Annotated in this window: 10 protein-coding genes; 6 read left to right on the top strand and 4 right to left on the bottom strand. The window is 67.3% G+C overall.

The genetic code is table 11. The annotated features are described in order from the left end of the window. Positions 1 to 28 precede the first annotated feature (28 nt). The 3 genes from ACFOMD_RS10395 (at position 29) to ACFOMD_RS10385 (ending at position 5,089) form a co-directional block, all read left to right on the top strand. Positions 29 to 2,977 carry a TonB-dependent receptor domain-containing protein gene (locus tag ACFOMD_RS10395; RefSeq protein WP_380860924.1) on the top strand — a complete coding sequence of 983 codons (2,949 nt, stop codon included), beginning with the start codon at positions 29 to 31 and terminating at the stop codon, positions 2,975 to 2,977. A gap of 79 nt (positions 2,978 to 3,056) precedes the next feature. Further along, a complete protein-coding gene (locus ACFOMD_RS10390) occupies positions 3,057 to 3,821 on the top strand; it encodes a GntR family transcriptional regulator (protein ID WP_380860921.1) in 765 nt (254 codons plus the stop codon). Between the two features lie 65 nt (positions 3,822 to 3,886). Next, entirely contained in the window at positions 3,887 to 5,089 is a 1,203-nt protein-coding gene (locus tag ACFOMD_RS10385; protein WP_380860918.1) for a serine hydrolase domain-containing protein, read from the top strand. 21 nt (positions 5,090 to 5,110) lie between these two features. Here the strand turns inward: ACFOMD_RS10385 and ACFOMD_RS10380 are convergent, their stop codons facing one another. Continuing rightward, positions 5,111 to 7,036: a copper amine oxidase gene (locus ACFOMD_RS10380; protein ID WP_380860915.1), complete on the bottom strand. Its 1,926-nt coding sequence runs from the start codon at positions 7,034 to 7,036 to the stop codon at positions 5,111 to 5,113. 73 nt (positions 7,037 to 7,109) lie between these two features. Between ACFOMD_RS10380 and ACFOMD_RS10375 the strand changes: the two genes are divergently transcribed. Continuing rightward, positions 7,110 to 8,213, top strand: a complete 1,104-nt coding sequence (locus ACFOMD_RS10375) for a DODA-type extradiol aromatic ring-opening family dioxygenase (protein WP_380860912.1) — start codon at positions 7,110 to 7,112, stop codon at positions 8,211 to 8,213. After that, positions 8,210 to 9,361 (top strand): alpha/beta hydrolase, encoded by a 1,152-nt coding sequence (locus ACFOMD_RS10370; protein ID WP_380860909.1) that lies wholly within the window; start codon positions 8,210 to 8,212, stop codon positions 9,359 to 9,361. Before ACFOMD_RS10375 ends, ACFOMD_RS10370 begins: the two co-directional genes overlap by 4 nt. A 24-nt stretch (positions 9,362 to 9,385) precedes the next feature. Here the strand turns inward: ACFOMD_RS10370 and ACFOMD_RS10365 are convergent, their stop codons facing one another. Both ACFOMD_RS10365 and ACFOMD_RS10360 read right to left on the bottom strand, forming a co-directional pair. After that, the gene (locus ACFOMD_RS10365; protein WP_380860906.1) at positions 9,386 to 10,012 is read right to left on the bottom strand and encodes a ChuX/HutX family heme-like substrate-binding protein; all 627 of its coding nucleotides are present in this window, start codon (positions 10,010 to 10,012) and stop codon (positions 9,386 to 9,388) included. Further along, complete coding sequence (locus ACFOMD_RS10360) at positions 10,009 to 11,340, bottom strand: MFS transporter (RefSeq protein ID WP_380860903.1); 1,332 nt, start codon at positions 11,338 to 11,340, stop codon at positions 10,009 to 10,011. Before ACFOMD_RS10360 ends, ACFOMD_RS10365 begins: the two co-directional genes overlap by 4 nt. A gap of 190 nt (positions 11,341 to 11,530) precedes the next feature. Here ACFOMD_RS10360 and ACFOMD_RS10355 point away from each other — a divergent pair, with 190 nt between their 5' ends. Next, positions 11,531 to 12,814 (top strand): putative porin, encoded by a 1,284-nt coding sequence (locus ACFOMD_RS10355; RefSeq protein WP_380860900.1) that lies wholly within the window; start codon positions 11,531 to 11,533, stop codon positions 12,812 to 12,814. On the opposite strand, the gene ACFOMD_RS10350 is transcribed toward ACFOMD_RS10355, so the two are convergent. Then, on the bottom strand, positions 12,804 to 13,265 hold the full coding sequence (locus tag ACFOMD_RS10350) for a GlcG/HbpS family heme-binding protein (RefSeq protein WP_380860897.1): 462 nt from the start codon (positions 13,263 to 13,265) through the stop codon (positions 12,804 to 12,806). The genes ACFOMD_RS10355 and ACFOMD_RS10350 overlap by 11 nt on opposite strands. Between the last annotated feature and the right edge of the window lie 11 nt (positions 13,266 to 13,276).

Here is a 13,276-nt window from a genome sequence, read left to right as displayed (position 1 = left end):
GCTGGCGGGGAGCACGAAGGGGGACTTCATGACGTTCGATCTGCGCAGGTGCGTTCTTTCCACCGCGTCCGTCATCGCGTTGACGGCGACCGCGCCGTCGCTGGCGCAAGTGGCCGAGACCGCGGCCGACGAGACGGCGGAAGAGATCGTCGTCACCGGCACCAACATCCGTGGCGCCGAAGTGATCGGCAGCGTGGTGCAGTCGCTCGACGCTGAGGACGTGCTGAAGTCGGGCAAGGCGACCGTCGCCGACCTCGTTCGCGAGCTTCCCGTCAACTTCGCCGGCGGCGTCGCCAGCTCGGACAACAGTCGCGGCGGTCAGGACACCAGCTCGGCGGGTTCGAACCTCACCGGCGGCTCGGGCATCAACCTGCGCGGTCTCGGCGCGCTGTCGACGCTCGTCCTCGTCAACGGCCGCCGCGTCGCGGTCTCGGGCCAGTTCGGCGACTTCGTCGATATTTCGAACATCCCGGTCGCCGCGATCGAGCGCATCGAGATCCTGCAGGACGGCGCCTCGGCCGTGTACGGCTCGGATGCCGTCGGCGGTGTCGTCAACATCATCCTCAAGAAGAAGCAGGATGGCCTGACCCTCCTCGGCCGCGTCGGTTCGCTGACCGAGGGCGGCGAGATGGAATATCAGGGCAGCGCCACCTGGGGCACCAGCTGGGGCGGCGGCAACCTCGTCGTCGGCTATGAATATAACCGCCGCGAGAATGTGCTGGCGAGCGAGCGCGACTTCAACGGTGGCGACTTCTCCGACCGCGGTGGCGTCAACTGGCCGCGTTACACCAGCCGCGCCGGCCGTGCGGCGAACATCTTCGCCGGCAACGCCGCCTTCAACGGCGCCGTCGGCTTCACCGTGCCGCAGGGCCCGGGCACCGGCCTGACCGTCGCGCAGCTGACCCCGGCGGTCGGCGGCTTCGGCAACAGCTTCGACCCATGGGAAAATGTCGACATCCTGCCCGAGATGGAGCGCCACAGCGTCTTCGGCTCGATCGAGCATGATGTCAGCGAACAGCTCTCGGTCCACGCCGGCGGGCGCTACACCAAGCGCGACGGCCTCTACAACATGGGCTTCCCGGCCTTCTACGGCACGCTGCCCGCCACCAACCCGGCGTTCATTCCGGGCAACGCCAACAACTTCGGCGTGCTGATCGACGACCAGCAGCTGATCCGCGATGTCGGCGTCGAGGCGATGGCGTTCGAGGCGAGCGCCCGCTACGAGCTCAGCGATAGCTGGGGCATCGAGGCGATCGGTTCATACAGCCGCGAGAAGCAGTCGCGCTACAGCACGCTGATGCGCGACACCAACGTCGTCGAGCGCGTCGGTACCGCCGCGGCACCGTCGTCGATCGCCTGCTCGCTGCAAGGCACGGTGACCACCGCGCCGAACGCCGCGCAGGCCTTCTGCAACGCGCGCGCCTATCAGGCATGGAACCCCTATTCGACGCAGCCGCTGTCGGCGCAGGTGGTCAGCCAGCTGATCGGCTATGAGGACCTGACCTTCACCTCGCGGGTGCTGCAGGGCACGCTGAAGACCGACGGCACGCTGTTCACCATCGGCGGCGGCGACGTAAAGGTCGCGGCCGGCATCGACTGGCGCCGCGAGAAGATCGACGGCGAACTCGACTTCAACTTCCGCAGCATCAACCCGACGGTCGTCCCCTATGGTGCGACCGAGCAGGACGTGTTCGCGGCCTTCGGCGAAGTCGCGGTGCCGTTCGTCTCCGAGGAGAATGCGCGGCCGGGTCTCGCCCGCCTCGATTTCTCGGCGGCGGTTCGCTACGAGAAGTCGAACGACCTGTCAGGCTTCGAGACCACCGATCCGAAGTTTGGTCTGCGCTTCGCACCGGTCGAGGGCTTCAACCTGCGCGGCAGCTGGGGCACCTCGTTCCACGCCCCGCCGATGCGCTTCCAGTACAGCGGCCCGCAGCCGGTGCCGGGCGGAAACGCGATCTTCTACGCGAACGCCTTCTACACCGCGCCGTGCAACACCAATCTCGTTCAGCTGAACGGCTTCACCGGCACGCCGGGCGGCGCGGGCAACTGCACCTTCACCGGCATGGTCGTCTCCGGCGGTGCCGGCCCGACGCTGCGCCCCGAGAAGGCGACGACCTGGAGCCTCGGTCTCGACCTCGAGCCGCCGGTGATCCCGAACCTGAAGATCGGCATCAACTACTTCAATATGGAGATCGAGGACCGGCTGGTCCGCATCACCTCGGGTACGCTCGCCGGCATTCTCGCCAATTATTTCGCGACGGGGTCGAGCCCCTATATCAACAACCTCGACTTCAACCCGGACGACGCGCTGGTCCAGTCGCTGTTCAACGATCCGCGCTTCACCGGCCTGTCGGGCCCGGGGCCGACGCGCACCGCGTCGCAGGTCGCGGCGATCATCTATGCGACGCAGACCAATCTCGCCACGCTGAAGATGGACGGCATCGACCTGTCGGCCCGCTACAGCTTCGCGGCGGGTGACGCGGACATCGGCCTGTTCGGCAACGGCACGCTGATCACCTCGTACAATATCCAGGGCACCCCGGGTGCGGCGTTCCAGAAGAAGCTCGGCCTCTATGAAAGCACCGGCAACCCGGTGTCGTTCAAGGCGAAGGTCGGCGCGTCGGTCGATATCGGCGGCTTTTCGGGCGTGCTGTCGCTCAACCATGTCGGCCCGTACAAGTGCGCCACCGGCTGCTACCTGCCGTCGGCTACCGGCGCGCCGGTGCTGAGCGCGCAGCCGATCCCGATCAAGGCGTGGAACACGTTCGACCTTCAGCTCGGCTACGACCTGAGCTCGATGGGCGGCGCGCTCGACGGCTCGCGGATCGCGGTGAGCGTCAACAACCTCTTCAACGAGGAGCCGCCGTACATCGATACCGGCCGCATCGCCAACGGCAACGCGCCGGAGCCCTATGACGCCGCCAACGCCAGCATCATCGGCCGCCAGGTCGCGCTGACGCTGACGAAGACCTTCTAGCGAGATGCGCGCGGCGTCGCTCCCCGGCGCCGCGCGCTACCGCTGGACTTCAAACGACAGAGGGGCGAAAGGGGTCGCTGTGACCCGCAACGATCCGAGCCCCGGCCCGCTCACCGATCCCCGGGGCGAACCGATCGCCGCGAAGACGATCGCTGACCAGACCTATCACCAGCTCCGCTGGGACATCGTCTCGGGCGCGCTGGCGCCCGGCACCAAGCTTGCCATGGACATGCTCACCAAGCGCTACGGCGTCGGGATGAGTCCGCTGCGCGAGGCGCTGGTCCGCCTCACCGGCGATGCGCTGGTCCATGCCGAAGGGCAGCGCGGCTTCTGGGTGACCCATGTGTCGATCGACGAACTCGAGGACACGATGAAGACCCGGACGCTGATCGAGTCCGAGGCGCTCGCCCGCTCGATCGAGCTGGGCGACGAGGCCTGGGCGGAGCGGGTGCGCGAATCCTATGCGGCGCTGTCGGCGTTCGAGGCGCAGCTCGACACGGGCGGCGACCAGGTGTTCGCGCAATGGGAGCATGCCAACCGCCTCTTCCACGAGGCCTTGGTCTCGGCCTGCGGCTCGCCCTGGCTGATCCGCATGCGGCGGATGCTGCACCAGCATTCGGAGCGCTATCGGCTGATCTCGCTCAGCCACATCACGCCCGAACGCGACGTGCATGACGAGCATGAGGCGATCAAGGACGCCGCGCTCGGCCGCAAGGCGCTGAAAGCGACGCGGCTCATCGAACTGCACCTCGACCGGACGACCGATGCGGTGCGCATGGCGCTCGAATCGCGGCAGCGCGAACTCGATTCCGCACCGACAAAGCGCACCAGCCACCGCCGCTAGATCTGACCTGTTTCCCGTTGCGCTCCGCGTCTAAAAATAACGTACACGTTGTTATTCGGAGGGGAATGATGGACCGTGTGAAGACTGCGGGCGTGCTCGTCACGCTGCTGATGTTTCCGGCCGGGCTCGCCGCACAGCCGGCGCCGCCGGCGCTCGCCACCGCGCGCGCGCATTATGAAGACGCGACGATCAATGCGGTCACCTTCCGCAGCGCCGACGCCTTCTTCCCGACCGAGCCGGTCGCCGCCGGTGCGCGCGCCGCGAAGCTGCCGCGCGCACCGAAAACGCTTGCCTCGACGGTGAAGCTCGGCGAGGGCAGCTTCGCGTTCGACGAGGCGCTTCAGCGCACCTACACCAACGCGCTCCTCGTCATGAAGGACGGCGCGATCGTCGACGAGCGCTACCTCAACGGCGGCGCGGCCGACGATCGCTACATGAGCTGGTCGATGGCCAAGTCGATCGTGTCGATCCTCGTCGGCATCGCCATCGACAAGGGCCAAATCAAGAGCGTCGACGAACCGATCGACCGCTATGTGCCCGAGACGCGCGGCACCGCCTATGAAGGCGTCAGCATCGAACATCTGCTGATGATGCGCGACGGCACCAGCTACACCGAGCAGGTCGAGAGCGGCCAGTCGACGCTCGAGCGCATCAAGAAGCGCGCGACCTATGGCAACAACACCAACTTCACCGACCTGTCGGGGCTCGACCTGACCCGCGCACACCCGCCGGGCAGCAAGTTCCTCTATTCGACACTGACCAGCACCCTCCTCGGCCGGCTGGTCGAGGAGGCGAGCGGGCTGTCGCTGGCCGCCTTCACCGAGAAGCATCTGTGGAAGCCGGCGGGCATGGAGGCGCCCGGCTATTGGGTGCTCGACAATCCGGCGCCCAAAGGCCGCGCGGTCGGCGGCGGCGCGTTCAACGCGACGCTCCGCGACTATGGCCGCATCGGCCAGATGATGCTCGACGGCGGCCGCGCCAACGGCCGGCAGATCGTGTCGAAGGCCTGGGTGGAAAAATCGACGCGCTATCCCGGCACCACCTCGGTGATGCCCGGCGCGCCGCGCGGCTATGGCTACCAATGGTGGACCATGCTCGGCACCGATCGCTACGAAGCGATCGGCATCCACGGCCAGTTCCTGTCGATCGATCCCAAGACGCGCACGGTGATCGTCAAGCTCAGCTACTGGCCCGACAAGGGCGGTCGCCAGCTCAACCTCGACACCTTCGCTCTGTTCGACGCCATCCGCGCGGAGGTCGGCAAGTGACGCTCGCCCCGCTGATCGCCGCTAAGGCTTGAGCCCGATGTCGATCGCCGGGTTGCGGTCGTAAAAGTCGAACGGCCGGATGGTGATCGAGTGCCAGAGCACCGGCATCACCGGCCAGTCTTCCGACCGTACCTTATGGTGCATGCCGACCGTCGGCCAGATCACGATGTCGGTGCCGGCGATGCCGCGGTTCGCCGCCGTCCACTTCGGCAGGCCTTCGCCCGGCGCGCTCAGCACCGCATATTCGCCGGCGGCGTAGCGCTCGTCGGGATTGTAGGGCGTTACCCACAGGTCGTTGTCGATGAAGCCGGCGCGCTGGCGCGGGATGTCGTCCTTGCTGAACAGCGTGCCCGAGGTGTGGCCGAGCATCAGCTGGTAGCTCGCCGGATAGCCCATGCGGTTCTGCGTCGACCCGCTGGTCACGCGCCACAGCGCCGGGCCGTGGTGCATCACCTGCTTGCCGTCCGCCTCGCGCGCGGCGACCTGCTCTTCCGCCGTCCAGATGCTCTTGCGCGGATGGCCTTCCGGAAGGCGCTGCGTCACCAGCGCGTCGCGGACGAAATTGTTGGTCGGCCCGTCGACGTCGAGGTCGAGGCGGAAGCTGAAATAATGGTCGTGGTTGATGGCGATGACGTTGTCGTCGACGAAGCGGCCATAGGCGTCCTCCGCCTGGCCCGCCGCGCTTTTCGCGTCCTTCGCCTTCGCCATCTTCACAGCGACGATGCCGGTGGCGCCGGTGTTGACGCGGAACTGGCCGTCCGATTCGAACACCCAGTCGAAGACATAGTCATAGTTGCCGAGGTCGGCGATCATCCGCGCCACCAGCTCGCGCTTCGGCCGGCCGATCTCGGCATGGCGCCAGCTCATGTCGCCGGTGGTGCGCTCGAACAGGCAGATCACGTCGGCCTTCTCGCTCGGTCGGCCGTTGTCGCCGGTGACGAGGCCGTTGAAATAGGTCGCGCCTTCGGGGCAGTCGATGCCGCGGGTCAGCGCGCCCGACAGGCCGCCCATCGAATATTCGCCGGCATCAAGGAGGGTGCGTGTGTACCAGTCGGTCGCCGGGTCCATGTAGGGCACGAAGATTTCCGACAGATAGCCTTCGTACATCACGTCGCGCGTCTTGCCGCCGTCGTGCCACTGCAGCCGGCTGATCATCGTGCCGACGCGCTGGTCGGACTTCAGGTGGAAGGACCAGTTGCCCCAGCGCACCTGATGGCCATCGACGGTGTAGGACGGCCCGTTCGGCTGGCTCATCGAGATCGGCGTCGGGAAGTCGCGCAGCTTGCCCAACGCCCTCTCGTCATAGTCGGCGCGCGTCGCCGGCACCGGGATCACCGCATCGTCGGACAGGTCGAGCACCTCGTTGGTGTTGACGTCGACGAAGGCGGTCAGCCCCTCGATGCGGCGCACGAAGCGGTTCTGCAGCCCGTTGATCGGGTCGCAGCGCACCATCGCCACGCGCTTGCCCGCAAAGCGCGGCTCGGCATGGCTGCCGATCGGCATGGCGCGGCAGTTGAGGAAGCGCTTGTTGGCGACGCCGCGCGCCTTCAATTTGGCCTCGAACTGGGGGTGGTTGAGCACCGCCTGCACCGGCGCGCCGAGGAATTCCTCGAGCAGCCAGGCCGGCTGCACATCGGTGCGCGAGCGCCAGCCGGTGACCTTGCCGGTGCCGAGATCGACGGTCGCCTCGACGGCGGCGGAGCCTTCCTTGATGCGCACCTCGGCGACGCGCGGCACCTTGGCGCCGGCGACCACCTTGGTCTTGTCGGGCGGCGAGAGCGCGATGCGCGTGAAGCGCGTCTTTGGCGTCAGTCTGCCCGACGCGTCGAGGATTTCGAGCACGCGCCAATGCTCATCGGTGCTCAGCGGATCGAGCGGGTGGCTCTGCGCCAGCGCCGGTGCCGCGATTCCCAACGCCGTGCTCAGCAGCAGCAACCCTCGGATCATCGCATCCCCCATTGACTTTAGTCGTCGATGCGCGAAACTATAACGTACACGTTGTAAATGTGAAGGGGCGCTGATGGGGGAAGTTTTAGGGCTGGGGATTTCGCACTATCCCCCGCTCAGCGGCCGCGACGCCGACATGGCGAATATCCTGCGCGGCCGTCTTGGCGATCCCGGCGTTCCCGCCGAAGCGAAGGACCCGGCGAACTGGCCGGCGGCGATGCAGGCGGAGTGGGGCGACGACGAGGGTGTCGCCGGCGCGACGCGCCACCGCGCAGCGATGCTCAACGGCTTGCGCAAGGCGCGCGCGGCGCTCGATGCCTTCAACCCCGATTTCGTGATCGTCTGGGGCGACGATCAATATGAGAATTTCAAGGAGAGCATCATCCCGCCCTTCTGCGTGATGGCCTATGACGACATGGACATCCAGCCATGGGCCCACGCGTCGGAATCGGCGATGTTCTCGAAGACCGACGACGAATGGGGCGGCGGCCGCCCGAACGTCTGGGGGGAGAAGCGCGACTTCACCCTGCGCGTCCCCGGCCACCGCGAGGCGGCGAAGCATATCGCGTCGGAACTGCTGCAGCGTGACTTCGACGTGTCCTACGCCTACGAGCCGCTGAACCACCCCGGCCTGCCGCACGCGTTCCTGAACACGCTGCTGTACCTCGACTATGACCGGAAGGGCTGGCGCTATCCGGTCGTGCCGTTCCAGATCAACTGCTACGGCCGCAAGGTGATCAGCTACCGCGGCTTCATCAGCAAGCTCGGCGACATCCGCCCGCTCGATCCGCCGTCGCCGTCACCGAAGCGGGTGTTCAACATGGGCGCCGAGGTGGCCCGCATCTGCCGCGAAAGCCCGTGGCGCGTCGCGCTGATCGCCTCGGCGAGCTGGAGCCACGCCTTCCTCGTCGACAGCACCTTCCGCATGCAACCCGACATCGTGACCGACCGGAAGCTGTACGACGCGCTGGTCGCCGGCGAGTGGGACGTGTGGAAATCGATGACGCTCGACGAGGTCGAGGCGGCGGGCGACCAGGAGATGCTCAACTGGTTTGCGCTCGCCGGCGCGATGGACGCGCTGGGGCAGGGCTGCTCCTGGTCCGAATTCGTCGAGACGCATATCTTTAATTCAAGCAAGGTGGCGGCGATCTTCGAGCCGTCGGGGGACAATAAATGATCCGCGCCGCATTCATCGCCCTGCTGCTCGCCACCCCCGCCGCGGTCGCCGCACAGGTGACGCCGGTGCCCGACGCGCCGGTGCTACACCGCACGTCGATCTTCGACATGAAGAGCGACACCGGGCGCACCTTCCGCATCTTCGTCGCCGAACCCAAGATCGCGCCGCCGCCGGGCGGCTATCCAGTGTTCTACGTGCTCGACGGCAACTGGATGTTCGCAACCGCCACCGACACGATACGCGCGCTCGAACGACGCCCCGGCGGCAGCCCGGCGATCGTCGTCGGCATCGGCTATCCGGAAGGCGCCGAGGTCAATAAGGAGCGCGCGCTCGACCTGACGCCGCGCCTCGGCTCGCCCGAACCGAAGCAGCCCGGCACCGGCAATGCCGAGGCGTTCATGCGCTTCATCGAGACAAAGCTGAAGCCAGAGATCGACAAGCGCTACGACATCAACGCCGCGCGCGAGACGCTGTTCGGCCACAGCTTCGGCGGGCTGTTCACGCTCTACGCGCTGATCAACAAGCCGACGCTGTTCGACAATTGGGTCGCGGCCAGTCCCTCGATCTGGTTCGAGGACAAGCTGATGCAGAAGGGCAATGTCCGCCGCCGGCTGGCGCCGAAGCTCGGCGTCACCGGCGCGACACCGCGCGTGCTGATCACCGCGGGCGAATTCGAGCAGGCCGCGGACCCCGACTTCCCGCCGGGCCGCGTCGAGGTGCTGCTCGAGCGCAAGCAGATCGATAACGGGCGCGAGTTTGCCGAATTCCTGCAGCAGCCCGGCGTTACCGCGAAGTTCGAGCTGCTGGCCGGCGAGGACCATGGCACCGTCATTCCGGTCGCCATCTCGCGCGGTGTGCGCTGGGCCGCCAGCGACGCGAAGCGCCCGGCCCCGGCGCCGAAGGCCGCGCCTTACGTTAACAAGACCGGCGTGAAGATTCCCACGGTCGAAGACTATGTGAAGCTGACGCCGGAGCAGCGCTACGAACTGCGCATCCGCTCCCGCAAGATCAGCCCGGCGCTGCATCCGAGCTGGGTCGCCGAGTTCGACCGCACGCTCGGCGCCGGCCTGACCTATGGCGAACATCGCGCGCTCGCCGAGGAGCGCGAGGCGATGGACAAGAAGCACGGGACGAAGCCCATCGACTGATGGGTTTCGCCGCCCCTGCCGCGATCAGCAGGGGCGCTTCATGGCTTTCAGCAAATTCCAGGTGCGCCCGAAGCCTTCGACGGCCTTCGGGTCGAACGGGTCCGCCTTGATCGAGGCGTAGACGCCCATGATCAGGTCGCCGGTCTGTCCGTAGAAGGACACGCCGCGCGTGCGGTTCTTGTTGTCGCCGTTCGGAATGTCGTGCGCGTAGATGTGCGCGACGTCGGCGATCTGGATGTGCGAGTGGATGCCCTTGCCGTCGTCGGCATAGACGTCGAGGTAGCCGTCGCTGGAGTCGTTCTGCGTGATTGGCACCAGGCTCGGGATCGCGAAGCTGTTCTTGCTGTTCGGCGCGAACACCAGCGACACCTGCGTCCGCGGTCCCCACGCATCGATCGACTTCCACACCTGATCGGCGATCTCCGGCATCACCGCGGTGCCGACCGCCTGGTCGGTGGGCAGCGCGCTCGGGATCACCGATTCGGGAACGTTGAAATAGCGGCTCGGCACCGGCAGCGGCACGCCGGGGCGCAGCTTCTCGTAATAGCCGCGGATGTTCTTCACCTGCTCGGGCGTGGCGCACACCGCGGCCTGCGCGGCGGTCGGCAGGACGGCGAGAAGGGCGGCGGCGGTGAGCAGGCGAGCGATCATCGGGCAAGTCTCCGGGACAGAAGGATGGCGATAACGACGGTGAGCGCGGCCGGCATCGCGACCGCGGTGAAGATGGCGCTCAGTTCCCAGTTCGAAGCGAGCAGCAGGCCGCCCACCCACGGGCCGATGATCGATCCGGTGCGGCCGACCGCGAAGGCGGCGCCAAGCCCGGTGGCGCGCACCTCGGCCGGGTAGATGCCCGAGGCCGCGGCGTTCATCGCCGTCTGCCCGCCGATGGTAAACAGCCCGGCGATGAAGGCGAACGCCATCAGCAGGGTCGCGTCGCTGCTGGTGAAGCCGATCGCGGCGAGGCTGAGGCCGGCAATCGCGTAGCCCGCCGCGAGCGTGCGGAAGGCGCCGAACTTGTCGGCGACGCGGCCAAGCGCGATGCCGCCGATGGCGCCGCCGACGTTGAGGAACACGGCCGAGATGATCGCGGTGTCGAGCGGCAGGCCGGACTCGCGCGCCACCGTCGGCAGCCAGCTCATCAGGAAGTAGATCATCAGCAGGCTGCAGAAATAGGCGATCCACAGCGGCACGGTGATGCCGGCGAGGCCGCCGGCGAACAGCGCGCCGTAGCCCGCCTTCGGTGCGATACCTGCGGCTGCCGCAGGCGCGGCGGCGAGCGGTGCGCGGTTCGGGCCGACCATGGCGTCGAGCATCTTGTCGAGCACCGGGCCATGCTTGCCCTTGCCGTAGAGAAACTGCGGCGATTCCGGCAGCCAGATGACGACCACCAGCAGCAGCGCCAGCGGCATGGCGCCGCCGAGGATGAACACGCTCTGCCAGCCATAGGCCGGGATCAGCATCGAACTGATATAGGCGCCGATCGCCGCACCGAGCGGGAAGCCGGCGAACATGGCGGTGATCATGGTGGCGCGCGATCGCGGCGGCGCGACCTCGCAGGTGAGCGTGATGAGGTTGGGCGTCGCGCCGCCGAGGCCGATGCCGGTGAGGAAGCGCAGCACCAGCAGCATCATCCAGTTGTCGACGGCGGCGGTGGCGAGGCTCAGCACGCCGAACAGCGCGGTGCAGCCGATGATGACAGGGCGGCGGCCGTAGCGGTCGGCGAGCGGCCCGAGCACGAGCTGTCCGACCATGATGCCGAGCAGGCCGGCGGAGAAGATCAGGCCGAAGCGATCGGGCGCGATGCCCCATTCGCGGCCGATCACCGGCGCGACGAACGCAACTGCCTGCGTGTCGAAGCCGTCGAGCATCGCGATCAGGCAGCACAGCGCCGCCACGCGGATCTGGAAGGCCCCGATCGGTGCCGCGTCGAGCAGCTTATCGATCGGCGATGAACTTACCTGTGGCGTGCCGCCTGCCATTGCCCTTGCCCCTCCCGCGGGCCTCTTTTCCTGCCGGTCGGCGGGCGCGTGCTGGCCCAGGCCGCGCTGCCATATATTTCGAAAATAAAATGTGACCGTCAACGTGGTTTATTTATATACCCCCCGAGGGGCCAGCAAATTTTGCTCCGTATAATTTCGATAAAATCGTGTTCTAAGGGCGGAGGTCGGCATGCGTCGAATGTGGCTCGCATCGGTTCTGGCAAGCAGTGCGCTGATCGCGCCGGGCATCGCGCACGCGCAGACCGAGGCCGAGCGGATCCGGGCGCTCGAAAGCCGGCTCGAGGCACAGGATGCGCGCATCGCCGAGCTCGAGCGGTTGCTCAACGCCAAGCTCGCCGCGCCGGCCGCTTCGGCCCCCGCTGCCGTTGCGGCTGCGCCGCAGACCGGTCCGATCGCCAGCACCGTGCTCGCTACCGTGCCGGCCCCTTCGGCAACCACGTCGCGCCTCGACGTGTCGGGCGACTTCCGGTTGCGGCAGGAGTTCAACTGGTCTGATGCCGACGGTCGCGACCGCTCGCGCAGCGTGCTCCGCGCGCGGCTGCGCGCCAGCTATGCGGTCAACGACATCTTCACCGTCGGCGCGCAGCTGTCGACCGGTGATCCCGACGACCCGAACAGCACCGACATGACGCTCGGCGAGTTCGTCGACGACCTCAACGTCAGCCTCGACCAAGCCTATGTGCGCGCGAAGGTTGGCGACCTCACGGTGACCGGCGGCAAGTTCGCCAACCCGTTCCGCCGCACCGACCTCGTCTGGGACGGCGACGTCAGCCCGCAAGGCGTCGCCGCCGCTTATTCGACGAAGCTCGGCGACGCGAAGCTCGACGTTCGCGCGATGTATTTCCTCGTCAACGAAGTGGTCGCCGGGCGCGGCAGCGACATGCTCGGCGGGCAGCTCGGAATCACTGCGCCGATCGGCGACTGGAGCGCCGAACTGGCGGCGGGCTATTATGACTATCGCCTGCGCAGCGTCGCGGGCTCGGATGCCGGCGACCTGCGCAGCAATCTGCTCCGCCCGAACGGCACCTATCTCTCCGACTTCAACCTCGGCAACGTGATCGCCGGGCTGATCTACAAGGGCCTCGGCGCGCAGTGGCCGGTCGGGCTCGTCGGCGAATATGTCCACAACTACGGCGCGGCGGTCGATGCCGACGATGGCTATTCGGTCGAGCTGTTCGCCGGCCGCGCCAGCAGCCGCGGCGATTGGCGCCTCGGCTATAATTACGCGGTGGCGGAGAATGACGCGGTGCTCGCGGCGTTCGGCCAGGACAATTTCGGCCTGGCCACCAACTACCGGCTGCACGCGCTGTCGCTCGACCATGTTGTCTACGAAAACACGATCCTCAACCTGACGCTCTATCACTATCGGCCGAAAGACCCGCTCTACGCCGGGACCAACCAGCCCGACGACTGGCTGAACCGCCTGCGCGTCAACCTGCTGTTCAATTTCTGAGCGCGGCGAGCCCCGCCTGAGCCACCGCCTCGTCGGTCGCCGGCGGTGAGCCGCTCGCGCCGATCGCGCCAATGGTCTTTACGCCGTCCTTGACCGGCAGCCCGCCGGCGATCGGCAGCATGTTGTCGATGGCGAGCAGCGTGTGGTCGCCCTTGGCGAAGCCTTCGGCCGCCGCCGCCGTCGAGGCGCGGATCAGCGCGGCGGTCATCGCCTTGCGCTTCGCCAGCTCGAAGGCGTGCGGCAGCGCGCCGTCCATGCGCCGCGCGAGCACGATGCGCCCGGCCTCGTCGACGACGACGATGGCGAGTGCGAGCTTGCGTGCCTCGGCCTCCTTCACCGCCGCCGCCATCATCGTGTCGGCCTGCGCGACGCCGATCGTCGTGGTCGTGTAGGGCGCCTGCGCGGCAACGGGCGCGGCGAGCGCCAGCGCGAGAAGGAATGGCTTCAGCATCGGGCGTCTCC

This window comes from Sphingoaurantiacus capsulatus (genome assembly GCF_042648405.1).
Classification (GTDB): Bacteria; Pseudomonadota; Alphaproteobacteria; order Sphingomonadales; family Sphingomonadaceae; genus Sphingoaurantiacus; species Sphingoaurantiacus capsulatus.
The sequence above is the reverse complement of the archived record's forward strand: the minus strand, read 5'-3'. Positions and strand labels throughout refer to the sequence as shown.

What these genes read in the sequence shown, in the direction of transcription:
- ACFOMD_RS10395 (WP_380860924.1), top strand. Translation starts at nt 29, where the DNA reads ATGACGTTCGATCTGCGCAGGTGCGTTCTTTCCACCGCGTCCGTCATC.
- ACFOMD_RS10385 (WP_380860918.1), top strand. Translation starts at nt 3,887, where the DNA reads ATGATGGACCGTGTGAAGACTGCGGGCGTGCTCGTCACGCTGCTGATG.
- ACFOMD_RS10380 (WP_380860915.1), bottom strand. Translation starts at nt 7,036, where the DNA reads ATGATCCGAGGGTTGCTGCTGCTGAGCACGGCGTTGGGAATCGCGGCA.
- ACFOMD_RS10375 (WP_380860912.1), top strand. Translation starts at nt 7,110, where the DNA reads ATGGGGGAAGTTTTAGGGCTGGGGATTTCGCACTATCCCCCGCTCAGC.
- ACFOMD_RS10370 (WP_380860909.1), top strand. Translation starts at nt 8,210, where the DNA reads ATGATCCGCGCCGCATTCATCGCCCTGCTGCTCGCCACCCCCGCCGCG.
- ACFOMD_RS10365 (WP_380860906.1), bottom strand. Translation starts at nt 10,012, where the DNA reads ATGATCGCTCGCCTGCTCACCGCCGCCGCCCTTCTCGCCGTCCTGCCG.
- ACFOMD_RS10360 (WP_380860903.1), bottom strand. Translation starts at nt 11,340, where the DNA reads ATGGCAGGCGGCACGCCACAGGTAAGTTCATCGCCGATCGATAAGCTG.
- ACFOMD_RS10355 (WP_380860900.1), top strand. Translation starts at nt 11,531, where the DNA reads ATGCGTCGAATGTGGCTCGCATCGGTTCTGGCAAGCAGTGCGCTGATC.
- ACFOMD_RS10350 (WP_380860897.1), bottom strand. Translation starts at nt 13,265, where the DNA reads ATGCTGAAGCCATTCCTTCTCGCGCTGGCGCTCGCCGCGCCCGTTGCC.